General features: G+C 59.1%; 19 protein-coding genes. 11 read left to right on the top strand and 8 right to left on the bottom strand.

Annotation, left to right across the window (positions count from 1 at the left end; translation table 11 throughout):
* Positions 1-31 precede the first annotated feature (31 nt).
* Both ACJ8IM_RS08180 and rlmKL read right to left on the bottom strand, forming a co-directional pair.
* Positions 32-1936 carry an ABC transporter ATP-binding protein gene (locus ACJ8IM_RS08180; RefSeq protein WP_060421706.1) on the bottom strand — a complete coding sequence of 635 codons (1905 nt, stop codon included), beginning with the start codon at positions 1934-1936 and terminating at the stop codon, positions 32-34.
* Positions 1937-1941: 5 nt separating this feature from the next.
* Positions 1942-4068: a bifunctional 23S rRNA (guanine(2069)-N(7))-methyltransferase RlmK/23S rRNA (guanine(2445)-N(2))-methyltransferase RlmL gene (gene rlmKL, locus ACJ8IM_RS08175; RefSeq protein WP_101455861.1), complete on the bottom strand. Its 2127-nt coding sequence runs from the start codon at positions 4066-4068 to the stop codon at positions 1942-1944.
* A gap of 103 nt (positions 4069-4171) precedes the next feature.
* On the opposite strand from rlmKL, the gene ACJ8IM_RS08170 reads away from it, so the two are divergent.
* On the top strand, positions 4172-5275 hold the full coding sequence (locus tag ACJ8IM_RS08170; RefSeq protein ID WP_049235523.1) for a YcbX family protein: 1104 nt from the start codon (positions 4172-4174) through the stop codon (positions 5273-5275).
* Between the two features lie 6 nt (positions 5276-5281).
* On the opposite strand, the gene ACJ8IM_RS08165 is transcribed toward ACJ8IM_RS08170, so the two are convergent.
* Together ACJ8IM_RS08165 and pyrD are read right to left on the bottom strand one after the other, a co-directional pair.
* Positions 5282-5830 carry a cell division protein ZapC gene (locus ACJ8IM_RS08165; protein WP_033637882.1) on the bottom strand — a complete coding sequence of 183 codons (549 nt, stop codon included), beginning with the start codon at positions 5828-5830 and terminating at the stop codon, positions 5282-5284.
* A gap of 176 nt (positions 5831-6006) precedes the next feature.
* A complete protein-coding gene (gene pyrD, locus ACJ8IM_RS08160) occupies positions 6007-7017 on the bottom strand; it encodes a quinone-dependent dihydroorotate dehydrogenase (protein ID WP_019454516.1) in 1011 nt (336 codons plus the stop codon).
* Between the two features lie 258 nt (positions 7018-7275).
* Between pyrD and ssuE the strand changes: the two genes are divergently transcribed.
* From ssuE to ssuB, 5 genes are read left to right on the top strand one after another with little or no spacing between them, the layout of a single operon-like run.
* Entirely contained in the window at positions 7276-7854 is a 579-nt protein-coding gene (ssuE, locus tag ACJ8IM_RS08155) for an NADPH-dependent FMN reductase (RefSeq protein ID WP_101455807.1), read from the top strand.
* Positions 7855-7878: 24 nt separating this feature from the next.
* Positions 7879-8844, top strand: coding sequence for a sulfonate ABC transporter substrate-binding protein (locus ACJ8IM_RS08150; protein WP_049195836.1), 966 nt, complete (start codon positions 7879-7881; stop codon positions 8842-8844).
* A 20-nt stretch (positions 8845-8864) separates the two neighbouring features.
* Positions 8865-10013: an FMNH2-dependent alkanesulfonate monooxygenase gene (ssuD, locus tag ACJ8IM_RS08145; RefSeq protein ID WP_033637877.1), complete on the top strand. Its 1149-nt coding sequence runs from the start codon at positions 8865-8867 to the stop codon at positions 10011-10013.
* A gap of 11 nt (positions 10014-10024) precedes the next feature.
* Positions 10025-10819, top strand: a complete 795-nt coding sequence (gene ssuC, locus ACJ8IM_RS08140; RefSeq protein WP_033646585.1) for an aliphatic sulfonate ABC transporter permease SsuC — start codon at positions 10025-10027, stop codon at positions 10817-10819.
* Entirely contained in the window at positions 10816-11589 is a 774-nt protein-coding gene (gene ssuB, locus ACJ8IM_RS08135) for an aliphatic sulfonates ABC transporter ATP-binding protein (protein ID WP_033654231.1), read from the top strand. Before ssuC ends, ssuB begins: the two co-directional genes overlap by 4 nt.
* A 56-nt stretch (positions 11590-11645) precedes the next feature.
* Here ssuB and pepN read toward each other — a convergent pair whose 3' ends face one another.
* Positions 11646-14264 (bottom strand): aminopeptidase N, encoded by a 2619-nt coding sequence (pepN, locus tag ACJ8IM_RS08130; protein WP_033654232.1) that lies wholly within the window; start codon positions 14262-14264, stop codon positions 11646-11648.
* A gap of 337 nt (positions 14265-14601) precedes the next feature.
* On the opposite strand from pepN, the gene ACJ8IM_RS08125 reads away from it, so the two are divergent.
* From ACJ8IM_RS08125 to ACJ8IM_RS08105, 5 genes are all read left to right on the top strand, one after another.
* Positions 14602-16302: a GGDEF domain-containing protein gene (locus ACJ8IM_RS08125; protein WP_033654233.1), complete on the top strand. Its 1701-nt coding sequence runs from the start codon at positions 14602-14604 to the stop codon at positions 16300-16302.
* A 255-nt stretch (positions 16303-16557) separates the two neighbouring features.
* On the top strand, positions 16558-17763 hold the full coding sequence (pncB, locus tag ACJ8IM_RS08120; RefSeq protein ID WP_033654234.1) for a nicotinate phosphoribosyltransferase: 1206 nt from the start codon (positions 16558-16560) through the stop codon (positions 17761-17763).
* A gap of 215 nt (positions 17764-17978) precedes the next feature.
* Complete coding sequence (gene asnS / locus ACJ8IM_RS08115) at positions 17979-19379, top strand: asparagine--tRNA ligase (RefSeq protein WP_033637870.1); 1401 nt, start codon at positions 17979-17981, stop codon at positions 19377-19379.
* Between the two features lie 301 nt (positions 19380-19680).
* Entirely contained in the window at positions 19681-20790 is a 1110-nt protein-coding gene (gene ompC / locus ACJ8IM_RS08110; RefSeq protein WP_033654235.1) for a porin OmpC, read from the top strand.
* Between the two features lie 244 nt (positions 20791-21034).
* Complete coding sequence (locus ACJ8IM_RS08105) at positions 21035-22225, top strand: amino acid aminotransferase (RefSeq protein ID WP_033637868.1); 1191 nt, start codon at positions 21035-21037, stop codon at positions 22223-22225.
* Between the two features lie 76 nt (positions 22226-22301).
* Here ACJ8IM_RS08105 and ACJ8IM_RS08100 read toward each other — a convergent pair whose 3' ends face one another.
* From ACJ8IM_RS08100 to ldtD, 3 genes are all read right to left on the bottom strand, one after another.
* Positions 22302-22949, bottom strand: coding sequence for an MBL fold metallo-hydrolase (locus ACJ8IM_RS08100; protein WP_033646596.1), 648 nt, complete (start codon positions 22947-22949; stop codon positions 22302-22304).
* Positions 22950-23013: 64 nt separating this feature from the next.
* Positions 23014-23562: a YcbK family protein gene (locus tag ACJ8IM_RS08095; protein WP_033637866.1), complete on the bottom strand. Its 549-nt coding sequence runs from the start codon at positions 23560-23562 to the stop codon at positions 23014-23016.
* A 180-nt stretch (positions 23563-23742) separates the two neighbouring features.
* Complete coding sequence (gene ldtD / locus ACJ8IM_RS08090) at positions 23743-25551, bottom strand: L,D-transpeptidase (RefSeq protein WP_072008419.1); 1809 nt, start codon at positions 25549-25551, stop codon at positions 23743-23745.
* Positions 25552-25740: the final 189 nt, after the last annotated feature.

Raw genomic sequence — 25740 nt, 5'->3', positions numbered from 1 at the left:
CCGCAGCAGCGCGCGGGCGGTATCGCAACGGTCAGCCGTTTTTCATCGCTTCCAGCTCTTCCCAGCGGGCGAAGGCCTGCTCGAGCGCCTGCTCGGCGTTAGCCAGCGCCGTCAGCACTTGTTGCGTTTCGCTGTGCGGCCGCGTGAAGAAGTCGGCGTCGCTCATCTGCGCCTGCAGCGCTTCGATCTCCGCCTCCAGCTGTTCGAGCCGCTGCGGCAACTGTTCCAGTTCGCGCAGCAGGTTGTAACTCAGCTTGGCCGCCGCTTTCTTCGGCTGTTCGGCCTTTTTCTCCGCCGCCGGTTTGCTCGCGCTCGGCGCCGCCTGACGAATCGGTTTCGCCGTGGCGCGCTGATGATGCGCATCGTAGTAACCGCCGACAAAGGCGTTGATCACGCCGTTGCCTTCGAAGATCCAACACTCGGTCACCGAGTTGTCGACAAACTGACGATCGTGGCTGACCAGCAGCACGGTGCCCTGATAGCCGTCGATAAGCTCTTCCAGCAGCTCCAGCGTTTCGACGTCGAGATCGTTGGTTGGTTCATCGAGGATCAGCAGATTGCTCGGTTTCAGAAACAGCTTAGCCAACAGCAGGCGGTTACGCTCACCGCCCGACAGCGCCTTCACCGGCGTCATCGCGCGTTTCGGGTGGAACAGGAAGTCCTGCAGGTAGCCCAAGACGTGACGAGGACGGCCGTTGACCATCACTTCCTGCTTGCCTTCCGCCAGGTTGTCCATCACCGTGCGCTCCGGATCGAGATCCGCGCGGTGCTGATCGAAATAGGCCACTTCCAGCTTGGTGCCGCAGTGCACGCGGCCGCTGTCGGCTTTCAGCTGACCGAGCATCAGTTTCAGCAGCGTGGTTTTGCCGCAGCCGTTCGGCCCCACCAGCGCAATCTTATCGCCGCGCTGTACCTGAGCGGAGAAACCGCGCACCAGCACTTTTTCGCCCACCTGATAATTGACGTCTTCCAGCTCGAACACGATTTTGCCGGAGCGGGTCGCTTCTTCCACCTGCATCTTGGCGGTGCCCATCACTTCGCGGCGCTCTGAACGCTCGACGCGCAGCGCCTTCAGCGCACGCACGCGGCCCTCGTTACGGGTACGGCGCGCCTTGATGCCCTGACGGATCCAGACCTCTTCCTGCGCCAGCTTGCGATCGAACTCGGCGTTTTGCAGCTCTTCCACCCGCAGCGCTTCTTCTTTGCTCTGCAGATACAGATCGTAGTTGCCCGGCCAGGAAACCAGCTTGCCGCGGTCCAGATCGACGATGCGCGTCGCCATGTTGCGGATAAACGAACGGTCGTGCGAGATGAAGACGATGCTGCCGTCGAACTCTTTCAGGAAGCCTTCCAGCCAGTCGATGGTTTCGATATCCAGGTGGTTGGTCGGTTCGTCGAGCAACAGCACGCGCGGCGAGCTCACCAGCGCGCGGCCCAGCGCCGCTTTACGCAGCCAGCCGCCCGACAGCGAGGAAAGCTCGGCGTCGCCGTTCAGCCCCAGCTGCAACAGCACTTCGCTGATGCGGCTGTCGAGCTGCCACAGCCCCTGGTGATCGAGGATCTCCATGATTTGCGCCATGCGCGCCAGATTTTTCTCGCTCGGGTCGCTCTCCACCAGATGGGAAATCGCATGGTACGCCTTCAGGTGTTCCGCCTGCTCCGCGACGCCTTCGGCCACGAAGTCGAACACGCTGCCGCCGATATTGCGCGGCGGATCCTGTTGCAGGCGCGCCACGATCAGATCCTGCTCGTAGATCACCCGGCCGTCGTCCAGCGGGATCTCTTTGCCGAGGATCTTCAGCAGCGTGGATTTGCCGGCGCCGTTGCGCCCGACCAGACACACGCGCTCGTTGTCTTCGATATGAATTTCGGTGTTGTCTAACAGTGGCGCATCGCTGAAAGAGAGCCAGGCGCCGGACATGCTGATTAACGACATAGTAATTATTTTCCTTCGCCGGCGTGAGTCACCAGCCAGCAGTTGTGGATCTGACGGTTACGGGCAAAGTCCTGCGACAGCGTCTTGGCGGTGATCTCTTTCGCCTCCAGGCCCAGCGCGCTCAGCCCTGCCATATCCATTTGGAAACCGCGCTTGTTGTTCGAGAACATGATGGTCCCGTTACGGCGCAGCAACCGTTTCAAATCTTTCATCAGCGCCAGATGATCGCGCTGCACGTCAAAAGTGTTCTCCATCCGCTTGGAGTTGGAGAACGTCGGCGGATCGATGAAGATCACGTCGAACTGTTCATTGGCGTTGCTCAGCCACGACAGGCAGTCGGCCTGGATCAGCCGATGCTGACGGCCGGTCAGGCCGTTGGCGCGCAGGTTCTTCTCCGCCCATTCCAGATAGGTACGCGACATGTCCACCGTGGTGGTGCTGCGCGCGCCGCCCAGCCCGGCATGTACGCTGGCGGTGCCGGTATAGGCGAACAGGTTGAGGAAGTCCTTGCCGTTGCTCATTTCGCCCAGCATGCGGCGTGCGATGCGGTGATCGAGGAACAGGCCGGTATCGAGATAGTCGGTCAGGTTGACCCACAGCTTGGCGTTATACTCCTCCACCAGCAGGAACTCGCCTTTCTGCGCCAGTTTCTCGTACTGGTTCTTGCCCTTCTGCCGCTCGCGGGTTTTCAGGATCAGCTGATTCGATGGCAATTCCAGCACCGCCAGCGTCGCGTTGATCACATCGAACAGGCGCTGACGCGCTTTCTGCGCATCGACGGTTTTCGGCGGTGCATATTCCTGCACCACCACCTTGCTGCCGTAGCGATCCACCGCGACGTTGTATTCTGGCAGATCGGCATCGTACAAGCGGTAGCATTCAATGCCCTGCTGTTTCGCCCACTTGTCGAGCTTCTTCAAGTTTTTGCGCAGGCGGTTGGCGAAATCCTCCGCCACCTGCACGCCGCCGGCAGTGGCGCCGGCCGGGTTCGCCGCCAGCTGATAGTTTTTCTGCACGCACTCCAGCGGGCCGTTCTTCGCCTTGAACTGGCGCTCGGCGCGCAGCTGCAGGCAGCTCAACAGCTCCGGCGAGGCGCTGAACAGCGAAAGCTGCCAGCCGCCGAAGGCGCTTTTCATCACGCGCCCCAGCATGTTGTGCAGCGCGATCAGCGCCGGTTCGCTTTCCAGACGCTCACCGTACGGCGGATTGCTGATCACGGTGCCGTGCGGGCCTTCCGGCAGCGGGTTGGTCAACCGCGCCACGTCACCGACGTTGAAGGTGATCAGCTCGGCGACGCCGGCGCGGCGGGCGTTGCCGCGCGCCATCTCAATCACCCGGCGATCGATATCGGAACCGAAGAAGCGAGAGGCGGTTTCCTGCAGGCCCCGGCGCGCGCGCACCTGCGCTTCGGCGGTGATTTCACGCCACAGTTCGGCGTTGTGGCCATTCCAGGCGCTGAAGCCCCAGTGCTGGCGGTGCAGGCCAGGCGCGCGATCGGCGGCGATCATCGCCGCTTCGATCAACAGCGTGCCGGAGCCGCACATCGGATCGAGCATCGGCGTGCCCGGCTGCCAGCCTGAACGCAGCACGATGGCGGCCGCCAGGTTTTCCTTCAGCGGCGCCTGGCCGGTGAGATCGCGGTAGCCGCGCTGATGCAGGCCTTCACCGCTCAGATCGAGGGCCACGCTGGCCATATCGCGTTGCAGGAAGACGTTAACGCGAATATCCGGCTGCTGCTTGGCGACCGTCGGGCGTTGGTCGAGTTTGCGGGTAAAGCTGTCGACGATGGCGTCTTTCACCTTCAGCGCGCCATACTGGCTGTTGCGGATCTCTTCGTTCACGCCGCTGAAATGCACGGCAAAGGTTTTATCCACGCCAAAAATGCTCGGCCAGTCGATCGCCTGCACCCCGAGGTACAGATCCAGATCGCTGTGCACGCGGAATTCGTTCAGCGGCAACAGAATGCGCGAAGCCAGGCGGCTCCACAGCAGGCTTTGGTACAGAAGACGATCTTCACCCTGAAAATGTACCCCACCCTGCACCACTTTGCAGTCGTGAGCGCCAAGCGCTTCCAGCTCGCTTTTTAACAGTTCTTCCAATCCACGCGCCGTGCTGGCAAACAGAGAGTTCATATCGTGCTTATCACCAAAAAGAAAATTGTTGCGCATTATAGCTAATCCGCACCGCTTGTCATAAAGTTGCTCCCTTCTATTTAATAATCGCACGGAGATGAGGGTGATCACGCTTTCCAGACTCTACGTCCATCCGGTTAAATCACTGCGCGGTCTGCAGCTTTCTTACGCCCAGGTCGGCAGCAGCGGTCTGGCCTTCGACCGCAACTTTATGATCACCGAGCCGGATGGCACCTTTATTACCGCGCGCCAATACCCGCAGATGGTGCTGTTCACGCCGGCGCTGCTGCCGGACGGGCTATTCCTGACCGCGCCGGACGGCGAAAGCGCCGCCATTCGCTTCAGCGACTTCGCCGCCGCGCCGCAGCCGACCGAGGTGTGGGGCAATCATTTCACCGCGCTGATCGCGCCGGATGAGATCAACCGCTGGCTGAGCGGCTATTTCCAGCGTGACGTGCAGCTGCGCTGGCTGGGGCCGGAGTTGACCCGCCGGGTGAAGAAACACCCCGAGATCCCGCTGACGTTTGCCGATGGCTATCCTTATCTGCTGATTAACCAAGCTTCGTTCAACGATCTGCAGCGGCGTTGCCCCGGCAGCATCAAGCTGGAGCAGTTCCGCCCCAATCTGGTGGTGAGCGGCGCAGCCGCCTGGGCCGAGGACGGTTGGCAGGTTATCCGCGTCGGCGATGTGATGTTCGATCTGGTGAAACCCTGCAGCCGCTGCGTGCTCACCACCGTCAGCACCGAGCGCGGCCGCAAGCACCCGAGCGGCGAACCGCTGAGTACGCTGCAAAAATTCCGCTCCGCCGACAACGGCGATATCGATTTCGGCCAGAACATGATCGCGCGCAGCAGCGGCATCATCCGCGTGGGCGATACGGTGGAAGTGCTGTCGACCAAGCCGCCGCGCCCTTATGGCGCCGGCAAAGTGGTGGAGAGCGTGCAAGCGCCGCAAGACAGCGAGCACAGCGTCACTATCGAATACGAAGGAAAGGTGTTTACCGGCAACAACCAGCAGATCCTGCTCGAACAGCTGGAACAGCAAGGCATTCGCGTGCCTTACTCCTGCCGCGCCGGGATTTGCGGCAGCTGCCGCATTACGTTGTTGAGCGGTGAAGTCGCGCCCCTGAAGAAAAGCGCGCTGGGCGACAACGGCACCATCCTGTGCTGCAGCTGTATCCCGAAAAGTGATTTGACCCTGGCGTAATCCGCCCTATACCGCCCTGTCGTAAGCCGGGGCGGCGCTTTCATCCTGCGCGCAGGGTTTCAGCCGATCGTGCATCACCTTGATGGCGTCGCCCAATACCATGGTGCGGCCGGCGACAGTCAGTTGATTTTGCGCCAGCAGGCACAGGCTGGCGTTATCCCCGGCCTCTACCACCAGCAAGCGCGCTTCCACGCCGCTTTCCATCACCTTCACCGCCGCCAGCTCGCCGTTTTTCGGCTGCAGCGGGTAATGCTGCTGCGAGAAATGCCAGCTCTTCGGCATCAGCGGTTTCAGGAAGCGGTAGGCGACCAGCGCATTCAACACCAGCTCGGCGCGCTGCTCATGGCTGAGTTTGATCTGCTTGCACTGTTCTTCATAGGTGAAATAAAGGGCGGCGTCATCCACGCAAAAAGCGCATTCATCGAAGGCGTCCGGCGTTAACATTTTGGCCGGGAAACGTGAACGGAAGATCATACCATTAGCTAAATCCAGCATTAGCCGATCGTGTTCGGCATCAAAATACCAACGCCAATTATCGTCAGGTTTTATCTTCATTTCGTATCCTTCTCGCTGCCTATGCCAACGCCGCACTCACCCTAAAAGGCGATTTTATCACCGATAAAATAGCTTAAACATCGGATAATTCCGCGAACGATATTTATGCTAACGAACAAAATATAGACGAGCCGGGGGCAGAAATAAACCCCCGGAATAAAATGAGAGGAAAAATATTAGATATGGGTAACGATATCTTTAATCAAACGCGGGCCGTGATAGATAAATCCGGAATAAATTTGCAGCAGGCTCGCGCCGGCCTCCATTTTTTCGCGCGCCGCCGTCAGCGAATCGATGCCGCCCACGCCGATAATCGGCAGGCGCCCTTGAAGTTCGGTGGAAAGACGACGGATCACTTCCGTGCTGCGTGATTGTAACGGACGCCCACTTAACCCGCCCGCTTGTTCGCAGTAATTTAACCCCTGGATCAATTTTCGATCCAAGGTGGTATTGGTGGCGATCACGCCATCGATATTATGCCGCACCAGGCTATCGGCAATTTGGATCAATTCTTCTTCTGAAAGATCCGGCGCGATCTTTACCGCCACCGGCACATATTTGTGATGGCGCGCATGTAATTCCTGCTGCTTATTTTTAATCGCGGCCAAAAGATCATCCAGCGCTTCGCCATACTGTAAGGATCGTAACCCCGGGGTATTCGGTGAAGAGATGTTAATCGCGATATAACCGGCATACGGATAAACTTTATCCATGCAGATCAAATAATCGTCTTTACCCTGTTCGACCGGGGTGTCTTTATTCTTGCCGATATTGATCCCAAGAATGCCGCCGAAATGGGATTTCTTAACGTTTTCAACCAGATTGTCCACGCCATGGTTATTGAACCCCATGCGGTTGATCAGGCCTTCCGCCTCAACCACGCGGAACAAGCGCGGCTTGTCGTTGCCCGGTTGCGGGCGTGGCGTCACGGTGCCGACTTCCACATGGCCGAAGCCCATCGCGCCGAACGCATCGATGCATTCGCCGTTTTTATCCAGACCGGCGGCCAATCCCAACGGGTTTTTAAACGACAGCCCCATGCAGCTGACCGGTTTGGTCGGCACGGACTGACGGACAAGAAACGCTAATGGGGTGCCGGTAATACGGCTGAGCTGACGAAAGGTCACTTCGTGCGCGCGCTCGGGATCGAGCTGGAACAACGCTTTCCTGATGAGGGGGTAGTACATGGACTCTCCTGATTTCCCGGTTGCAAACCGGGGGCGTATTATCCGGTATCCCCCGCCCAATTGGAATTGATTAAAGGCAAAAAAAGCCGTTTTTACGCAATCGTTTTCTCTCTTCACCGCCAAATCGGCGCCAATCCGCTTTTGCGCATATCGAAATCAAAAAATGAGATTTAAAAAACGCGCCCGGTTGCTGGTAGGTTTAAAACACTTCTTTTTTATTTTCTAATTAAACCTAACTTTTAGTTATAAGGAGTGGCAATGCGCGTTATATCACTGGCCGGCAGCCCACGCATCCCATCACGTTCCGCCGCGCTGCTCGCGCTGAGTCAGAACTGGCTGCGGCAGCAAGGGGCGGAAGTGACGGCTTATACTCTGTACGACTTCGATGCCGAAGACCTGCTGTACGCCAACTTCAACAGCCCGGCGATCAAGGCGTTTGCCGAGCAGCTGGCGCAGGCCGACGGCCTGCTGATTTCCACGCCGGTTTATAAAGCGTCGTTCTCCGGCGCGCTGAAAACCCTGCTGGATCTGCTGCCGGAACGCGCGCTGGATCATAAGGTGGTGCTGCCGCTGGCGACCGGCGGTTCGATCGGCCACATGCTGGCGGTGGACTACGCGCTGAAACCGGTGCTGGCGGCGCTGAAAGCGCAAGAGGTGCTGCATGGCGTGTTCGCCGACGACAGCCAGATCCAACTGGCCGGCGAAGGCGCCACGCTCACCGACGCCGTCGCCGCCCGGCTGGAAGAGGCGCTCGCCAGTTTCTATCTGGCGCTTGGCCGCCGCAAACCACCCGCGCTGCGCGTCGCCTCACCGCTGGCGGCGCGTCAGACCGCCTGAAACGCCTGGAAAAGGAGAGCCTGAATGAAAAAACGCATCGTTTTACGGCGCTGGCTGAGCGCCGCTACCCTCACCGGCCTGCTGTCGTTGGTTTGGGCCACTGCCGCCGCCGCGCAGGATCCGGCGCAGTTCCGCATCGGCTACCAAAAAGGATCGGTCAGCCTGGTGCTGGCGAAGAGCCACCGGCTGCTGGAGGAACGTTTCCCCGCCACCCGCATCAGCTGGATAGAGTTTCCCGCCGGCCCGCAAATGCTCGAGGCCTTGAACGTCGGCAGCATCGATCTGGGCAGCACCGGCGATATTCCGCCGATCTTCGCGCAGGCCGCCGGCGCGGATCTGCTGTATGTCGGCGTTGAGCCGCCCAAACCGAAGGCGGAGGTGATCCTGGTGCCGGAAAATAGCCCGATCAAAACCGTCGCCGATCTGAAAGGCCATAAGGTCGCTTTCCAGAAAGGATCCAGCTCGCACAACCTGCTGTTGCGATCGCTGCAAAAGGCCGGCCTGAAATTTACGGATATCCAGCCTGCCTATCTGACCCCCGCCGATGCGCGCGCCGCCTTCCAGCAGGGCAACGTCGATGCCTGGGCCATCTGGGATCCTTATTATTCCGCCGCGCTGCTGCAGGGCGGCGTACGGGTGCTCGGCGACGGCACCGATCTGAACCAGACCGGTTCCTTCTATCTGGCGGCGCGCCCCTACGCCGAAGCCAACGGCAGCTTTATCAGCCAGGTTCTGACCGTGCTGACCCAGGCCGATGCGCTCACCCGCAGCGACCGGGCGCAAAGCGTGACCCTGCTGGCCAACGCCATGGGGCTGCCGGAGCCGGTGATCGCCAGCTATCTGGATCACCGCCCGCCGACCGCCATCACACCGCTCGATGCGCAGACGATCGCCGCGCAGCAGCAAACCGCCGACCTGTTTTACGCCAACCGGCTGGTGCCGGTGAAGGTCGACATCTCGCAACGCATCTGGCGCCCAAGCGCGCAATAAACAATGGGAGAACATTGACGATGAGCCTGAACGTTTTCTGGTTTTTACCCACCCACGGCGATGGCCACTATCTCGGCAGCGCACAGGGGGCGCGCAGCGTCGATCACGGTTACTTGCAGCAGATCGCCCAGGCGGCGGATCGGCTGGGATTCGGCGGCGTATTGATCCCCACCGGCCGCTCGTGCGAAGACTCCTGGCTGGTGGCCGCCTCGCTGATCCCGGTCACCCAGCGGCTGAAGTTTTTGGTCGCGCTGCGGCCGGGCATCATCTCCCCTACGCTGGCGGCGCGCCAGGCGGCGACGCTGGATCGCCTGTCCAACGGGCGCGCGCTGTTCAATCTGGTCACCGGCGGCGATCCGGAAGAACTGGCGGCGGAGGGGTTGCATCTCAATCATGAAGAGCGCTACGAAGCCTCAACCGAGTTCACCCACATCTGGCGCCGGGTGCTGGAAGGCGAAACCGTCGATTTCGACGGCAAGCACATTCAGGTGAAAGGCGCCAAACTGCTGTTCCCGCCGGTGCAGCAACCGCGCCCGCCGCTCTATTTCGGCGGATCCTCCGCCGCCGCGCAGGATCTGGCCGCCGAACAGGTAGAAATGTATCTCACCTGGGGAGAGCCGCCGGCGCAGGTTAAAGAGAAAATCGAAGAGGTGCGCGCCAAAGCGGCGGCGAAAGGCCGCCAGGTACGCTTCGGTATCCGCCTGCATGTCATCGTGCGGGAAACCACCGAAGAGGCCTGGCGCGCCGCCGATCGGCTGATCGCCCACCTCGATGAGGAAACCATCGCCGACGCGCAGCAGGCCTTTGCGCGCTTCGATTCCGTCGGCCAACGGCGCATGGCGGCGCTGCACGGCGGCAAGAAGGACAACCTGGAGATCAGCCCGAACCTGTGGGCCGGCATCGGCCTGGTGCGCGGCGGCGCCGGCACCGCGCTGGTGGGCGATGGCCCGACGGTCGCGGCGCGCATGCAGGAATATGCCGATCTGGGCATCGACACCTTTATTCTCTCCGGCTATCCGCATCTGGAAGAGGCCTACCGCGTCGGCGAACTGCTGTTCCCGCACCTCGATCTGGCGCAGGAGGAAACGCCCGTGCGCCTTCAGCCGGTGCGCCCGCAGGGCGAAGTGGTGGCCAACATTTATGTTCCGCAAAAAGTGTCGCAGAGCTGAGGAGCGCCCCGATGGCAAAGAACGCGCAACGCATCCTGTATCGGCTGGCCCCTTGGGCGCTGCCGCTGGCGCTGGTGATCCTCTGGCAGATCGCCGTCGAAACCGGCTGGCTGTCCAACCGTATTTTGCCGGCGCCGAGCGCGGTGCTGGCCGCCTTCTGGAGCCTGAGCCAAAGCGGCGAACTATGGCAGCACCTGAGCATCAGCAGCCAGCGCGCGCTGATCGGCTTTGCCATCGGCGGCAGCATCGGGCTGATCCTCGGCTTTATTACCGGGCTGTCGCGCTGGGGCGAACGCCTGCTGGACAGCTCGGTGCAAATGATCCGCAACGTGCCGCACCTGGCGCTGATCCCGCTGGTGATCCTGTGGTTCGGCATCGATGAATCCGCCAAGATCTTTCTGGTGGCGCTCGGTACGCTATTCCCGATTTATCTCAATACCTATCACGGCATCAAGAACATCGATCGCGGCCTGTTGGAGATGGCCCGCAGCTACGGCCTGAGCGGTTTCCGCCTGTTTACGCAGGTGGTGCTGCCGGGCGCGCTGCCGTCGATTATGGTCGGCGTGCGTTTCGCTCTCGGCTTCATGTGGCTGACGCTGATCGTCGCCGAAACCATTTCGGCCAATTCGGGCATCGGCTACCTGGCGATGAACGCGCGTGAATTCCTGCAAACCGACGTGGTGGTGGTGGCGATCGTGCTGTACGCCCTGCTCGGCAAGCTGGCGGACGTGGGCGCGCAACTGCTGGAGCGCGTCTGGTTGCGCTGGCATCCGGCCTATCAACTGAAACAGGGAGAAGCGCTATGACCCTTCCCGCTCGCCTTGCGCAAGGCACGCCGGTGACGCTGGAGTCCATCGGCAAAGGTTACGGCAACCGCACCGTGCTGGACAATATTCAGCTGCGCATTTCCGCCGGGCAGTTCGTGGCGGTGGTCGGCCGCAGCGGCTGCGGCAAGAGCACCCTGCTGCGCCTGTTGGCCGGCCTGGAACAGCCCAGCAGCGGCGCGCTGCTCAGCGGCAACGCGCCGCTTGCCGCCGCTAAAGAGGATACCCGGCTGATGTTTCAGGATGCGCGCCTGCTGCCGTGGAAAACGGTGATCGACAACGTGGGCCTGGGGCTGCGCGGCCAGTGGCGCGATGCGGCGCTGCAGGCGCTGGACGCGGTCGGCTTGGCGGATCGCGCCCGCGACTGGCCGGCGGCGCTGTCCGGCGGGCAAAAGCAGCGGGTCGCCCTGGCGCGCGCGCTGATCCACCGCCCTCGCCTGCTGCTGCTGGACGAACCGCTCGGGGCGTTGGATGCCCTGACGCGCATCGAGATGCAGGGGCTGATAGAAACGCTGTGGCAACAGCACGGTTTTACCGTACTGCTGGTCACGCACGACGTCAGCGAAGCCATCGCGCTGGCGGATCGGGTGATCCTGATCGAAGAGGGGCGTATCGGGCTGGATCTGACTCTCGATCTGCCGCGGCCGCGCCGCAAAGGCTCGGCCCGGCTGGCGGAACTGGAGGCCGAAGTGCTGGAGCGGGTGTTATCACCGCCGGCCACAGAGGCCAGCGGCCGTCGGGCGGCGAATTGAAGGGATGAAAAAAGGGACGGCGCAGGCCGTCCCTTGATCTATCCAGCGCGAAAAGATCAGGCGTCGAGCGCCTTGCTGATCTTCTCGTACAGATCGCCGGACAGGTTTTCCAATCCTTTCAGCTGTTCCAGCGCCTTGCGCATCAGCGCCTGGCGGCCCGCGTCGTAACGCTTCAGGCGAATCAGCGGTTCAATCAGGCGCGCGGCGATCTGCGGGTTGCGCTGGTTGAGATCGCTGAGGATCTCCGCCAGGAACTGATAGCCGCTGCCGTCCGCGGCATGGAACGCCGCCGGGTTGCCGGAAGCGAAGCCGCCGATCAGCGAACGGGTGCGGTTCGGGTTGCTCAGGCTGAACGAACGGTGTTGCAGCAGCGCGCGCACCTTGCTCAGCACGTCTGCCGCCGGGCTGCTGCCCTGCAGCACGAACCATTTATCCATCACCAGGCCATCCTGATGCCAGCGCTCGTCGAACGCCGCCAGCAGCGCATCGCGGCACGGCAGCTGGGCCGCGACCGCAGCAGACAGCGCCGCCAGCGAGTCGGTCATGTTGTCCGCCTGGCGATACTGTTCGCTCACCAGCTGGTCCGCCAGCGCCACATCTTCGCCGAACGCCAGATAGCCCAGGCACACATTACGCAAGGCGCGCTTGGCGATCTCGGCGTGCTCCACGCGGTAGCCGTCGGTCTTGTTGGCGTGATATACCGCCAGCCACTCATCGGCCAGCTCCCGCGCCAGGCAGCGAACGATCGCTTCATGCACCGCGGCGATCGCTTCCGGATCGATGGTGGCGAACAGCTCGGCGATTTCGTTCTCCGACGGCAACGTCAGGATCTGCGCCGCCAGCGCAGGATCCAGTTTTTCGTCCAGCAGCACTGCGCGGAACGCATCGGCCACGTGCAGCGGCAGCGACAGCGGCTGCTTCTGCTGGTGCCGCGCCACGTTCAGCTTGATATAGGTCGCCAGCAGGCTCTGCGCCGCATCCCAGCGCGCAAATTCATTGCGCGCGTGCTGCATCAGGAAGGTCAGCTGCTGATCGCTGTACGGATAGTCCAGCTTCACCGGCGCGGAGAATTCGCGCAGCAGCGACGGCACCGGCTTATGCGCCACGCCGTCGAACACGAAGATCTGCTCCGCTTCGGTGACGTTCAGCACGTTGTTGACCGGCAGGCCGCCCTTTTGCAATGGAATGACGTTGCCTTCGCTGTCGTACAGTTCGATATCCAGCGGGATATGCAGCGGCAATTTCTCCGGCTGATCGGCGGTCGGCGCGGTTTGCTGGCTGACATGCAGGCGATACTGCTGGGTTTCCGCGTCGTACTCGTCGCGCACCGTCAACAGCGGCGTGCCGGACTGGCTATACCAACGGCGGAAGCGCGACAGATCGACGTTGGACGCGTCCTCCATCGCCTGCACGAAATCGTCGCAGGTGGCGGCGCTGCCGTCGTGGCGTTCGAAATAGAGCTGCATCCCTTTCTGGAAGTTCTCCTCCCCCAGCAAGGTGTGCATCATGCGGATCACTTCGGAACCCTTTTCATACACCGTCAGGGTGTAGAAGTTGTTCATCTCGATCACTTTGTCCGGGCGGATGGCGTGCGCCATCGGGCTGGCGTCTTCGGCGAACTGCGCGCCGCGCATCACGCGCACGTTGTCGATGCGGTTGACCGAACGCGATCCCAGATCGGAACTGAACTCCTGGTCGCGGAATACCGTCAGCCCCTCTTTCAGGCTGAGCTGGAACCAGTCGCGGCAGGTTACGCGGTTACCGGTCCAGTTGTGGAAGTATTCGTGGCCGATCACCGCTTCAATGTTCAGGTAATCCTTGTCGGTGGCGGTTTCCGCCTTCGCCAGCACGTATTTGGAGTTAAAGATGTTTAACCCTTTGTTCTCCATCGCGCCCATATTGAAGAAATCGACCGCCACAATCATATAAATGTCGAGATCGTATTCCAGGCCGAAGCGGGTCTCGTCCCACTTCATTGAGTTCTTCAGCGACGTCATCGCCCAGTCGGCGCGATCCAGGTTGCCGCGATCGACGAACAGCTCCAGCGCGACCTTACGGCCGGAACGGGTGGTGAAGCTGTCGCGCAGCACGTCGAAGTCTCCCGCCACCAGCGCGAACAGGTAGCAAGGTTTCGGGAACGGATCCTGCCATTGCACCCAGTGGCGGCCATCGGCCAATTCGCCCTGGCCGATGCGGTTGCCGTTCGACAGCAGGAACGGATAGCGCGCCTTGTCGGCCTCGATGCGGGTGGTAAAGCGCGCCAGCACGTCCGGGCGATCCTGATAATAGGTAATGTGGTGGAAACCTTCGGCTTCGCATTGCGTGCACAGCGCATCGCCGGACAGGTACAGCCCTTCCAGCGCAGTGTTTTTCGCCGGGTGAATGTCGTTGACGATGGTAAGAGTGAATTGTGCCGGCAACGCTTCGATGATCAGTTGGTTATCCTGCTGGCGGTAGGCGCTCCACGGTTGGCCGTCCACCTGAATGCTCACCAGCGTCAGATCTTCGCCATCCAGCACCAGCGGTGCGCCGGCCGCGCCCTGACGTTTGATTTTACTGACGGCGGTCACGCGCGTGGTTTCCGCGTCCAGACTGAAGTCCAAATCGATATCGGTCGTGGTGTAATCGGGCGCGCGATAATCGTGGCGGTATTTTGCCTGTGGCTGTTGTGTCATAAAAACCCTTAAACGTCTCGGTGAGTTATAGGTGCCAGGCCGCTCTTCTGCTTCGTACCGTAGCCGGAGTGTTCCCCTGCGGCGCGCGGTGGGCCTGAATTGTGAATAAACTGTATCACAGCTGGCCGAAAAGCCCAGAGCCGCCGGGCGACCACGAGAGAGAAATCAGAGGCAAATCATAAATCGCCCGCCAGGCGATAGCGCAGGTAACCAATGGCCAAATAAAAATCAGCATTTAATGCTAAAAAACCGCCGCCGGAGGGCGCCGGCATAGTTGAGGCGACGCAGGCGGCATGGTGGTATAATTGCGGCATCAGGCCCAGGGATGACTCGCACTATGAAAATTAAATACGCAATCTATTTTTTTACCCTGTGCCTGATGACTTCCTTCTCTCTGTTCATCGTCGATGAGCTACTCGAAGCTCATACCGACTACCGCGATAACCAACTCAATCTGTACAAAATTGATCGCGCCAAAGAAATCTCCGAAGCCTTTCAGGCTGCCTTGCAGGCGCACCGCCTCAAACGCTTGAGCCTGATCGATCCGCAAATCACCCGAGCGCAATGTTTGGCCGCCGATCGGGCGGCGCGCGAAAGAATTACCCGCATCCGCGAACATCTGGACGATGAGGTCGCCAGACAGCTCGGGGTTCGGCAAAAAATCGCCGCGCTGTCGATGATCAGCCTGATGGAACAGCTGCTGGATAATGACAACCTGCAGCTTTCGCAGGTCAATAACACTAACGCCAATCTGTTCAACATCAACAGCGCCTATTACATCTCGCAAACCAGTAAGAGCTATTACCGCTACACCTACGATACCCGGATGGTGGATACCGACTCTTTTATGTTTCTCGAGGCCATCCGCCTTAATAACCGGCTGAATATGTCACTGACGGAATTGAGCGATCAGATTATCGACGTCAACGTCAGGCCGCTCGTTCGCAAAGACGCCTACCTGAAGTCCATTCAGCTGACCGGCGTGCTGAACGCGCTGAGCACCCGATTGATCTTCATGAAGATCAACTACGACGATGTGCAAATCACCAACATCGTCAATGCATTGCTCACCCAGGTGTCCGCTGAGCGCCTCCAGCAGATTACCCATGGGCTGTACACCGCTATCGATACCCATCAGCCCTACCCCACCGCGCTTATTTCGCGCTATGTCGACGATGTGAGCGGGCTGTCGCAGGCGCTGTATCAACGCAGCTTCGAACTGGAAACCCTCGCGTCGCGCCACAAGATTTACGACAGCCAGACGACCATTTACGGCATGATCGCACTCGCCGGCCTGGTGGTGTTGCTGTTCATTTTGCCGGCGCTGGTGTTCTGCACCAGCATCAACCGCTGGCTGACCAAGACCCACAACAATATCGTGCGGCTGTCGCGCGGCGAGATAAATATCGATCGCAACGACGCCTTCTACAGCCAGGAATTGATCGCCATCAGCGACGCCATTCAGCAGCTCAGGCAATACCAGTTGGACAAGGTCTCGCTGGAAAGCGAGAAACAACTGCTGATTAAAGAGCTCGAGGCCTCTTCTTTCCTCGATCCGCTTACCAATATTTACAACCGCCGTAAATTCTTCCTTGAATGTCAGCTGCTGGGCGACGGCAGCTACCCGCAGGCCTTTTGCCTGATCGACATCGACAACTTCAAACAGCTCAACGACAGCTACGGCCACGACGTGGGCGACCGGGCGCTGGTGGCATTCGGCCACCTGCTGCAACGCGCGTTCCGCGCCAGCGACATCTTCTGCCGCTACGGCGGCGAAGAGTTCGCGGTGCTGCTGGGCAACTGTTCGTTGGACAACGCGCGGGACATCATGGAGCAATTGCGTGCCCGCACTCATCGCCTGACGCTAAATCTGGCCGATGGACGGCAAGTGCGTTTCACCACCAGCTGCGGCATTGCGCCGGTCAACGCATTCACCGCGCTGCAGGCGGCGATCAAACAGGCGGACGAAGCGCTCTATTTTTGCAAAAAGAACGGCAAGGATCGGGTCAGCGTGCATACCCAGACCGGCTATATCTGATTCGCTGTTTAAAATAATTAACATTATAATTTTTATGACTAATTAGGCTAAGTCATTCACCTTACAGGCATATCTGGCTTTTTTTCCTCCCCGCCGCTATCAGGCCGCCATAAAGGCACGTTTAATCCTCGACCCGCTTTGGTGATTTATGGTGTGATGCAGCTTCAATAACAGGATAATCCGGGTATACTCCACCCCCACTTTTATGATTATCCGGATTTGGACACGCGCCTGACGAGGATGCTGTAACGCGCTATGACTCAATACGCTTCCCCGATTTTGACATCACTGCTTGATACCGATGCTTATAAGCTTCATATGCAGCAAGCAGTGTTCCATCGCTATCCCGCGATCAGCGTGGCGGCGGAATTCCGCTGCCGCGGCGACGAACTGCTGGGCGAATATGCCGACGAGATCCGCGCGCAGGTGGCGTTGATGAGCCGGCTGGCGCTGACCGATGCCGAATTCGCTTATCTTTCGGGCCTGCCCTTCTTCCGTCAGGATTACCTGAGCTGGCTGCGAACGTTCCGCTACGATCCGCAGCAGGTCACCATAGACAACCGCGACGGCAAGCTGCAAATCCGCATCGCCGGCCCCTGGCGTGAAGTGATCATGTGGGAAGTGCCGTTGCTGGCGGTGATCAGCGAAGTGGTGCACCGTCGGCGCTCTCCGCTGGCGACGCCGGAACAGGCGGTGGCGCATCTGCAAACCAAGCTGGCTCAGTTCAAGACGCTGGCGGGCGATCTGGATCTTTCGCGCTTCAAGCTGATGGACTTCGGCACCCGTCGCCGTTTCTCTCAGGGCGTGCAACAGGCCATCGTCAGCACCTTGCAGGCCGAATTCCCGTACCTGTCGGGCACCAGCAATTACGATCTGGCGCATCAGCTCAGCCTGGCGCCGGTCGGCACTCAGGCGCATGAGTGGTTCCAGGCGCATCAGCAAATAAGCCCGGTGCTGGCCAACAGCCAGCGCGCCGCCTTGCAAGCCTGGTTGGATGAATACCCGGATCAGCTTGGCATCGCGCTCACCGACTGTATCACCATGGATGCCTTCCTGCGCGACTTCGGCCCGCAGTTCGCCGAACGTTATCAGGGGCTGCGCCACGATTCTGGCGATCCCGTCGAGTGGGGTGAAAAGGCCATTGCCCATTATCAAAAGCTGGGCATCGATCCGATGAGCAAAACGCTGGTGTTCTCGGACAACCTGGATCTGGAAAAAGCGCTGGCGCTCTATCGCCATTTCTACCAGCGCATCAATCTCGGCTTCGGCATCGGCACGCGCCTGACCTGCGATATTCCCGGCGTCAAACCGCTGAATATCGTGATCAAGCTGGTCGAGTGCAAAGGCAAGCCGGTGGCCAAGCTCTCCGACAGCCCCGGCAAAACCATTTGCCAGGATCAGGCGTTCGTCAGGGCCCTGCGCAAGGCCTTCGATCTGCCGCTGGTGAAGAAAGCCAGCTGAGCCTTCTATATATAGAGAGAGAAAGCCGGCCCGGTTCAGGCGCCGGCTTTTTTGTTTTTATCCCGACCGCCCTCTTTTCAGCCAGCCACGATAAATGTTGCGCCAATCCGATGATTTCTGCTTGTGCTCTGCACCGCGGCAAGTAACATAGCCATTACCCCCATATTCTTGGGTTGTAAGCTATTTCTAAACCAAATTATTAAAGAGAGAAATCTATGAGCGTAGTGCCTGTAGTCGACGTACTGCAAGGTCGTGCTGCGGTTGACAGTGAAGTCACCGTACGCGGCTGGGTACGTACCCGGAGAGATTCAAAAGCTGGTATCTCCTTCCTGGCCGTCTATGACGGTTCCTGCTTTGATCCGTTACAGGCCGTCGTTAATAATTCTCTGCCGAATTATCAGGATGAAGTGCTGCACCTGACCACCGGTTGCTCAGTTGAAGTTACCGGCAAGGTCGTCGCCTCACCGGGCGAAGGCCAGAGCTTCGAGCTGCAGGCCACCGCGATCAACGTGGTCGGCTGGGTCGACGATCCGGATACTTACCCAATGGCGGCCAAACGCCACAGCATCGAATACCTGCGCGAAGTGGCCCACCTGCGCCCGCGCACCAATCTGATCGGCGCCGTGGCGCGCGTGCGTCATACCCTGGCGCAGGCGATCCACCGCTTCTTCCATGAAAATGGTTATTTTTGGGTGTCCACCCCGCTGATCACCGCCTCCGACACCGAAGGCGCCGGCGAGATGTTCCGCGTGTCCACGCTGGATCTGGAAAACCTGCCGCGCACCGACAAGGGCGCCGTCGATTTCAGCCAGGACTTCTTCGGTAAGGAAGCCTTCCTCACCGTTTCCGGCCAGCTGAACGGCGAAACCTACGCCTGTGCGCTGTCCAAGGTATACACCTTCGGCCCAACTTTCCGCGCTGAAAACTCCAACACCAGCCGCCATTTGGCGGAATTCTGGATGATCGAGCCGGAAGTGGCCTTCGCGACGCTGGACGATGTCGCCGGCCTGGCCGAAAGCATGCTGAAGTATGTGTTCCAGGCGGTGCTGGATGAACGTGCAGACGATCTGAAATTCTTCGCCGAGCGCGTGGATAAAGACGCAATCTCTCGTCTGGAGCGCTTCGTCTCTTCCGATTTCGCCCAGGTGGACTACACCGACGCCATTGAGATCCTGCTGGCCTCTGGCCAAACCTTCGAAAACCCGGTTTCCTGGGGCATCGATCTCTCTTCCGAACATGAGCGTTATCTGGCGGAGAAACACTTCCAGGCGCCGGTGGTGGTGAAGAACTACCCGAAAGACATCAAAGCGTTCTATATGCGCATGAACGAAGACGGTAAAACCGTCGCGGCCATGGACGTGCTGGCGCCGGGCATCGGTGAAATCATCGGCGGTTCGCAGCGTGAAGAACGCCTCGACATGCTCGATCAACGTCTGGAAGAGATGGGCCTGAATAAAGAAGACTACTGGTGGTATCGCGATCTGCGCCGCTACGGCACCGTGCCGCATTCCGGTTTCGGCCTGGGTTTTGAACGTTTAATCGCCTATGTCACCGGCGTGCAAAACGTGCGCGATGTGATTCCGTTCCCACGCACACCACGTAACGCAAGCTTCTAATTCATACGATCAAACGTTTTTTAAACGATTTCGTTACAAAACAAAGGCCAGCCTCGCTGGCCTTTCGCATTTTTTAATATTGACGCACATCACAAAGTTCCCGAAAAATTACATTTGGTTACACATACTTTCCTTTTGCAACCTGATTGGGACATTGGTATCATTTTCGTCCTAGATTAACCCGCCTGTGAATGGAACACTGCGTTCAGACACAGGACGACACCAATCTATCAACAATAGTTCCCAAAGAATTATTGGCGGCAGTGGCAAAGGTGTCCGAATAACACCAATGAGGGTAATAATGATGAAGCGCAACATTCTTGCAGTGGTTATCCCGGCTCTGTTGGCTGCTGGTGCAGCAAACGCAGCTGAAATCTACAACAAAGACGGCAACAAGCTGGATCTGTACGGCAAAGTTGACGGTCTGCACTACTTCTCCGACGACAAAGGCAATGACGGCGATCAGACCTATGTTCGTTTCGGCTTCAAAGGTGAAACCCAGATTACTGACCAACTGACCGGTTACGGCCAGTGGGAATACAACGTTCAGTCCAACCACGCCGAATCTCAGGGCACCGAAGGCACCAAAACCCGTCTGGGCTTTGCCGGTCTGAAATTCGCTGACTACGGCTCCTTCGACTACGGCCGTAACTACGGCGTACTGTACGACGTGGAAGGCTGGACCGATATGCTGCCAGAGTTCGGTGGCGATACCTACACCTACTCCGACAACTTCATGACCGGCCGTACCAACGGCGTTGCGACCTATCGTAACAACAACTTCTTCGGTCTGGTTGATGGTCTGAACTTCGCCGTTCAGTACCAGGGCAAGAACGAAAACGATGGCCGCGCGCTGAAGAAACAAAACGGCGACGGTTGGGGCCTGTCTTCAACGTATGACATCGGCGAAGGCGTAAGCTTCGGTGCTGCATACGCGTCCTCTGACCGCACAGATGCCCAGACCCGTCAGTCAACCGCTGGCGGCGACAAGGCTGACGCTTGGACCGTGGGCGCGAAATACGACGCCAACAACGTCTACCTGGCAGCGATGTACGCAGAAACCCGCAACATGACTCCGTATGGCGATTTCGATAGCGGCATTGCGAACAAAACTCAGAACTTTGAAGTGACCGCACAGTACCAATTCGACTTCGGTCTGCGTCCAGAAGTGTCTTACCTGCAGTCTAAAGGCAAAAACCTGGCTGGCCGTACCGCTCACGGTTCAAGCTTCGCCGGCGGCGATGCCGATCTGGTTAAATATGTTTCTGTTGGTACCACTTACTACTTCAACAAAAACATGTCCACCTACGTTGATTACAAAATCAACCTGCTGGATGACAACGAGTTCACCAAAGCAACCGGCACCGCTACCGACGATATCGTAGCCGTTGGTCTGGTGTACCAGTTCTAAGTTGTCTCGCTTAACGGCGGTTTACCGTCGGCTAAGTTAAAAAACAGGGCTTCGGCCCTGTTTTTATTTGTGTCTCCCGGTAACGTTTTATCCTGCAGATTTCCCCTTCCCCATCATTTTTTCTGTCGAATCCTTCCCGTTCACAAGATCGCGGTGTTTTTATCGCAAACGGTTGGCAAAGCCGATAACTGGCGCTACCCTGATGCTTCTGTCTGCTTAACTCCGAGATTTGGAAGCACCTGACATGTTTGAAAAAATCACCGCCGCACCCGCCGACCCGATCCTGGGCCTGACCGACATTTTCCGCGCCGACGCCCGCCCGAATAAAATCAATTTAGGGATTGGCGTTTATAAAGACGAAACCGGCAAAACGCCGGTGCTGACCAGCGTAAAAAAAGCTGAACAGTATCTGCTGGAAAACGAGACCACCAAAAACTATCTCGGCATTGAAGGCATCCCGGCGTTCGCCAGCTGCACGCAAGAGCTGCTGTTCGGCAAAGAGAGCCCGATCGTTACCGCGCGGCGCGCGCGTACCGCACAGACGCCCGGCGGCACCGGCGGCCTGCGCGTGGCGGCAGACTTTATCGCCAACCAGACCAGCGCCAAGCGCATCTGGATCAGCAACCCAAGCTGGCCAAACCACAAGAACGTCTTTAGCGCCGTGGGCCTGGAAGTGCTGGAGTACGCCTACTACGACGCCGCCAACCACGCGTTGGACTTTGACGGCCTGCTGAACAGCCTGAAACAGGCGCAGGCCGGTGATGTGGTGCTGTTCCACGGCTGCTGCCATAACCCGACCGGTATCGATCCAACGGCGGAACAGTGGGCACAGCTGGCTGAGCTTTCCGTCGCCAATGGCTGGCTGCCGCTGTTCGATTTCGCCTACCAGGGCTTCGCCAACGGTCTGGAAGAAGATGCGCAGGGCCTGCGTATTTTCGCCGCCAAACATCAAGAGCTGATCGTTGCCAGCTCCTACTCGAAAAACTTCGGCCTGTACAATGAGCGCGTCGGCGCTTGCACCATTGTGGCTGCCGATGCCGAAACCGCCGATCGCGCCTTCAGCCAGGTGAAAGCGGCCATTCGCGCCAACTACTCCAACCCGCCGTCACACGGCGCGGCGGTTGTCGCCACCATTCTGGGCAACGATGCGCTGCGCGCGATGTGGGAGCAGGAGCTGACCGACATGCGCCAGCGTATTCACCGCATGCGTCAGCTGTTCGTGAACACCCTGCAGGAGAAAGGCGCGCAGCAGGACTTCAGCTTCATCATCCAACAGAACGGCATGTTCTCGTTCAGCGGCCTGACCAAAGAACAGGTGCTGCGTCTGCGCGAAGAGTTCGGCGTCTACGCCGTGAACTCGGGCCGGGTAAACGTGGCCGGCATGACGCCGGACAACATGGCGCCGCTGTGTGAAGCCATCGTCGCCGTGCTCTAAAGGCATCGACGCAGGTCATAAATCGTAAAAAAGGGCGCTCTATGCGCCCTTGATTATTTCTGCCGGGAAATAATCGTTACCACACCGCCGGCTCTTCGCGCAGGAACGGGTTGGTCTGGCGCTCGTGGCCGAAGGTCGACATCGGGCCGTGGCCAGGAATAAAGCGCATGTCGTCGCCCAACGGCAGCAGTTTGGTGCGAATAGAGGCGATCAGCGCCTGATGGTCACCGCGCGGGAAGTCGCTGCGCCCCACGCCGCCGTTAAACAGCACGTCGCCCACCAGCGCCAAACGCGCCTGCTCATTGATAAAGACGATGTGGCCCGGCGTGTGCCCAGGGCAATGCAACACCTTGAGCGTCATCTCGCCCACCTGCATCTCATCGCCTTCCGACAGCCAGCGGGTCGGCGTCAGCGGCGCGCACTCTTCCAGCCCAAACATCCGGCTCTGCGCCGGCAAACCGTCCAGCCAAAACGCGTCTTCTTTATCCGGGCCATAGATTGGCACCTGATAATGGTCCGCCAGCTCCGCCGCCGCGCCGACATGATCCAAATGGCCGTGCGTCAGCAAAATCTGGGTGACCGTCACCCCCTGCCGCGCGACTTCCGCTTTGATTTTTTCCGCTTCACCGCCGGGATCGACCAACGCCGCCTGCTGCGTGTTTTCACACCAAATCAGACTGCAGTTCTGGCTAAAGGCGGTAACGGGAATAAGATGGTATTTCATAAGGCTCCAACGACAATAACGCCGCTTCCGCAAGGGGCGGCGTTATTCACTGACGGCACAGCGATTACCAAGTCCGAACCGGGCCGGTATCGATGTGTACGAAGTTGCTACGTGGGTAATATCCTACACCACCGGCGCGCATTTTTAACGCCGCTTTGCGGATATTGCTCAATTGGATACCTTCAATGTGGAAATCCATCGCCTGGCCTTTGGTGTGGTAGCTGTGCTTGGCCACGCCGCGGCTATGCGCACGCAGTTCGTTGTTGGTGTCTACGGAACGGTATCCGGAGATCAGCTGCACCGGCTTGCTGGTGCCCAGCAGCCCCTGCAGACGATAGAGGTGATCAAACAAGCGGGGATCGATCGATTTAACCTTGTTGGCGCGATAATCGCGGAACAGATGATTTAGCCGCACCAACTCTTCTTTATTGTAACCTTTGCCGTCAAAGAACTCGGCTTTAATAGATTCACCGGTATTCAGGTTATTCAACACTAAAATACGCGGTCGAGCGGTGGAAATACTGGCAAACGCCTGCCCTGGAAGCAGCGCTATGCCCATAGCGGCGCCACCTAGCGCCAGCCATTTACGGCGGTGATGATCAATTTTGTCCATGACTCTGTTAAACCCGGCAAGAATGTCAAAATAAATGCACAAAGCAGCGCACTGTCCGAACCATAACCGCCTGCGTATGCTGAGTCAACCCGCGATACGCCTAGGTTTACAGGCCCCCGGCTACGAGGGCCTGCGGTATAGCCAAACATTCTGACCGTTATTTATTTATAATTACTGCATTTACTGCATTAATTTTTTGGCCTGAGCCAAAATTTGTGCGCCCGATCGCACCGTATTATCATAATTGTAAATATCTGTACGGAATTGCGGTTGGCCGTCATCCGAAACCCAGGCGGTCAGATAATACAGTTTTACGGGAATACGCTGGCGAATATTCACATAAGTGGTATTCCCTTCTTTCAGCGTGGAAGACACGCGGCTGTTGTTCCAGCCGGCGTCCTGCAGCAGCATATTCGCCAAATCGGAAGCCTTGTTCACCCGCACGCAGCCGGAGCTGAGCGCGCGGATGTCTTTCTGGAACAGGCTGTGGTTCGGGGTATCGTGCAGGTAGATGGCGTCCGAGCTCGGCATATTGAACTTGAAGCGCCCCAGCGAGTTGGTCGCGCCCGGCGCCTGACGCACGCGATACGGGAAGTTGCGCGCAGAGATCATGCTCCAGTCGATCATCGCCGGGTTGATCACTTCCGCATCGTTGCTCCAGCCCGACAGCACGGTATAGCCGTGTTTCTGGAAGTAGTTACCGTCACGCATCGCCTTCGGCACGATGTCCTCACGCACCAGGGTAGTCGGCACGTTCCACGGCGGGTTGACCACCACGTTGTTCAACGCGCTGCTCATCAGCGGCGTCTTGCGGCTCGGCCGCCCGACGATAACGCGGGAAGACAGCACCTCATTGCCGTTCTGGTAGTAGGTCAGCGAATAGTTGGGAATGTTCACCATGATGCCGGTGCCGACATGCCCCGGCAGGATCCGCAGGCGCTGGATATTCAGCGCCAGCAGCGCGGCGCGGGTTTTCGGTGACACGTTGAGCCACTCGCGGGTGCGCACGCCGATCACACCATCCGCCGTCAGCCCTTGCCATTTCTGGAAGCGCTTGACGCCCTCCACCAGTTCGTCGGTATAGAGGTTATCGCTCACCACGCTGCCAATCTGCGGCGGCGTCTGTTCCGCGGTCAGCTCCGTCACCGGCGCTGCCGATGGACTGACCGTCACGCGGCTTTTCTCTTCGTCTACCGTCAGCCCGCCGTCGTCGGGCTCATTGATCTTCGCCGAGACCACCGCCGGTTCCGGATCCGCTTCCGGCGCCGAGGCGGCGAGCATACCGGTGCGCGTCAGGATCTCACGCAGCGCCGGAATATCATTGCTCATTTGGCCTGGACGCAGGCTCGGGCCGCTGCCCACCTGCGGCCAGGGACGATTATCCGCCAGCATGTCGCGCAGCGCCTGATGCATCTTGGCGTATTGCGGATGCTGCGGCGCGAGCGAATTCACGTAGCTCAGAGTACGCGCCTGGCGCACCGCCAGCTGCCATTGGTTGATCACCGCGGTGGGCGGCAAGCCAAGCTTGTAGGGAATATTGCTGTACAGCCAGTTGTTGCCGTTGGCACCGATGGCGGAGACGAACTGCAAATAGCCCAGCATCGCATCGGACAGCACCGCATCGCGGCCCGCTTCACTGAGCGCCGGATCGGTCAACATCTTCACCCATTGGGTGAACTGCGGCTGCACGCCGGACATCGCCAGCTCGGCCAGCTGCTGCTGAAATTGCTGAACGGCTTCGCGATCCTGCCACATCGGCTGCATGTGATTCGCCGCATACAGCGGCGCCAGCGTGGACAGGTAGTGCAAATCCATGCCGCGCGGCAACGCGGCCAGCAGTTCAGAACGGCTCTGCGCAACGGACATGCCTGCTGATGCCACCGGCAACGCCGGGACGGTGGCCGATGCGGAAAACGACGACACAAGACTACAGGCGATAGCGCCACTCAGCGCCAAACGTCGTAGAGAGTTTCCCTTTTTAAGCAACATCCCTTGCCCCCTGTATGCTCACAAAAAAAACGTCAAAAACTGCATATAGTTTCAGTATACAAACAGAAAGGCCGTTTCGCCCTGCGGGCGCCGAATAACTGTTTATGTGATTAAACTAACCGCTTTTCAACGGATAAAAAAGCAGGACTATCATCCACGCGCACAAAAAAATAGCCACCCTGCGGCGGC

It is taken from the genome of Serratia sp. CY33525 (assembly GCF_052169115.1).
Taxonomy (GTDB): domain Bacteria; phylum Pseudomonadota; class Gammaproteobacteria; order Enterobacterales; family Enterobacteriaceae; genus Serratia; species Serratia sarumanii.
Note: the sequence above shows the minus strand (reverse complement) of the source record. Positions and strands in the feature narration are given on the sequence as shown.

Excerpts from the sequence above, each read along its gene's own strand:
- ACJ8IM_RS08180 (WP_060421706.1), bottom strand. The coding sequence starts at position 1,936 with ATGTCGTTAATCAGCATGTCCGGCGCCTGGCTCTCTTTCAGCGATGCG.
- rlmKL (WP_101455861.1), bottom strand. The coding sequence starts at position 4,068 with ATGAACTCTCTGTTTGCCAGCACGGCGCGTGGATTGGAAGAACTGTTA.
- ACJ8IM_RS08165 (WP_033637882.1), bottom strand. The coding sequence starts at position 5,830 with ATGAAGATAAAACCTGACGATAATTGGCGTTGGTATTTTGATGCCGAA.
- pyrD (WP_019454516.1), bottom strand. The coding sequence starts at position 7,017 with ATGTACTACCCCCTCATCAGGAAAGCGTTGTTCCAGCTCGATCCCGAG.
- ssuE (WP_101455807.1), top strand. The coding sequence starts at position 7,276 with ATGCGCGTTATATCACTGGCCGGCAGCCCACGCATCCCATCACGTTCC.
- ACJ8IM_RS08150 (WP_049195836.1), top strand. The coding sequence starts at position 7,879 with ATGAAAAAACGCATCGTTTTACGGCGCTGGCTGAGCGCCGCTACCCTC.
- ssuD (WP_033637877.1), top strand. The coding sequence starts at position 8,865 with ATGAGCCTGAACGTTTTCTGGTTTTTACCCACCCACGGCGATGGCCAC.
- ssuC (WP_033646585.1), top strand. The coding sequence starts at position 10,025 with ATGGCAAAGAACGCGCAACGCATCCTGTATCGGCTGGCCCCTTGGGCG.
- ssuB (WP_033654231.1), top strand. The coding sequence starts at position 10,816 with ATGACCCTTCCCGCTCGCCTTGCGCAAGGCACGCCGGTGACGCTGGAG.
- pepN (WP_033654232.1), bottom strand. The coding sequence starts at position 14,264 with ATGACACAACAGCCACAGGCAAAATACCGCCACGATTATCGCGCGCCC.
- ACJ8IM_RS08125 (WP_033654233.1), top strand. The coding sequence starts at position 14,602 with ATGAAAATTAAATACGCAATCTATTTTTTTACCCTGTGCCTGATGACT.
- pncB (WP_033654234.1), top strand. The coding sequence starts at position 16,558 with ATGACTCAATACGCTTCCCCGATTTTGACATCACTGCTTGATACCGAT.
- asnS (WP_033637870.1), top strand. The coding sequence starts at position 17,979 with ATGAGCGTAGTGCCTGTAGTCGACGTACTGCAAGGTCGTGCTGCGGTT.
- ompC (WP_033654235.1), top strand. The coding sequence starts at position 19,681 with ATGATGAAGCGCAACATTCTTGCAGTGGTTATCCCGGCTCTGTTGGCT.
- ACJ8IM_RS08105 (WP_033637868.1), top strand. The coding sequence starts at position 21,035 with ATGTTTGAAAAAATCACCGCCGCACCCGCCGACCCGATCCTGGGCCTG.
- ACJ8IM_RS08100 (WP_033646596.1), bottom strand. The coding sequence starts at position 22,949 with ATGAAATACCATCTTATTCCCGTTACCGCCTTTAGCCAGAACTGCAGT.
- ACJ8IM_RS08095 (WP_033637866.1), bottom strand. The coding sequence starts at position 23,562 with ATGGACAAAATTGATCATCACCGCCGTAAATGGCTGGCGCTAGGTGGC.
- ldtD (WP_072008419.1), bottom strand. The coding sequence starts at position 25,551 with ATGTTGCTTAAAAAGGGAAACTCTCTACGACGTTTGGCGCTGAGTGGC.